The following is a 1,115-nucleotide window of genomic DNA, read 5'->3' on the forward strand; positions in this document are numbered from 1 at the left end:
GTCGAGCAGGTTGCTGATGTCGCTGGCGCGGCCATCGAGCGACTGGGCGGTGAAGAAGTTGGTGGGGTTGTCGAGCGCGGTATTCACTTTCTTGCCGGTCGAGAGGCGGCTCTGCGTGGTGGCGAGCAGATCGGCGGTCGACTGCAGCGAAAGCAAATTCTGGCGGACGGAGGACGAGAGAACAATGCCGGACATGATGAGACCCTTCTGGGTAGACGCTATGAACACAACGTCGCGAGTTTTCTTCGGCGACGGGGTCACCCTGTTCCGTTAGGACTACCCGGGCGTTAAATTGGCAGTCAGTACAAATACCCAGAACTGAATCGACACTGCCAATTGCATTGGCCGTGAATACGACTTGCGTTGAACAAGGCCTGAACAGGAAAACGGCGGGGTTTCCCCCGCCGTCTTGATCTGAGGTTTCGCAAGCGAGCTCAGCGGAGCAGCTGGAGCACGCTCTGCTGCGACTGGTTGGCCAGCGACAGCGCGGACACCGCGATCGACTGGCGGGTCGACAGCGCCTGGCTGTTCGCCGCTTCCTCGTTGGTGTCGGCCAGCGTCAGGTTGGACGAGCCGGTCTGCAGTACGTTGATCAGGTTCTTGGAGAAGTCCTGACGGATCTGCACGATCGAGAGGTTCGAACCCAATGCCGAACCCTGGGTACGCAGGTTGGTGGAAGCGGCACTCAGGCTGGCAACAACCTTGTTGGTCGCGGCGTTGTCGATGAAGTCGGTGCCGCTCGCGAGATTGGCGAGACCGAGACCGGCCGCATTGAAGGTAACGCCGGTGATGTTCAAGGTCGACTTGCCGGTCTCGTTGAAGGTCAGCTTGAGCTGGTCGCCCGCCAGCAGATTGACGCCGTTGAACGAAGCGTCCTGCGCCGTGGTGGTGATCTGGGCCAGAATGTCGTTGTACTGCTTAACGAGGTTGCTGCGGACGGCCTGCGCCGCGCCGTCAACGACCGGCGCCGAGGGGGTGGAGAAGCTCAACGACGCGGTGATGCTGCCGCCGATGACGCCGCCGGAACCGACGGTGCCGAGGGTGGTGGAGGCGTAGTCGTTGGTGGCCGAGATCGTGAGCCTGCCGCCGGAGTCGATGGTCGCGGTCTGGTTGTT

The 1,115-nt window shown here is 61.6% G+C and carries 1 protein-coding gene and 1 pseudogene; both read right to left on the reverse strand.

Annotation, left to right across the window (positions count from 1 at the left end; translation table 11 throughout):
• Positions 1–195, reverse strand: a pseudogene (locus tag Q8N40_RS00205) (flagellar protein); the annotation flags it as partial.
• Positions 196–434: 239 nt separating this feature from the next.
• The coding region (locus tag Q8N40_RS00210; protein ID WP_305710380.1) for a flagellin at positions 435–1,115 on the reverse strand (681 nt) is incomplete at its 5' end.

The sequence above is a fragment of the Bradyrhizobium sp. genome (assembly GCF_030693485.1).
Lineage (GTDB): Bacteria > Pseudomonadota > Alphaproteobacteria > Rhizobiales > Xanthobacteraceae > Bradyrhizobium.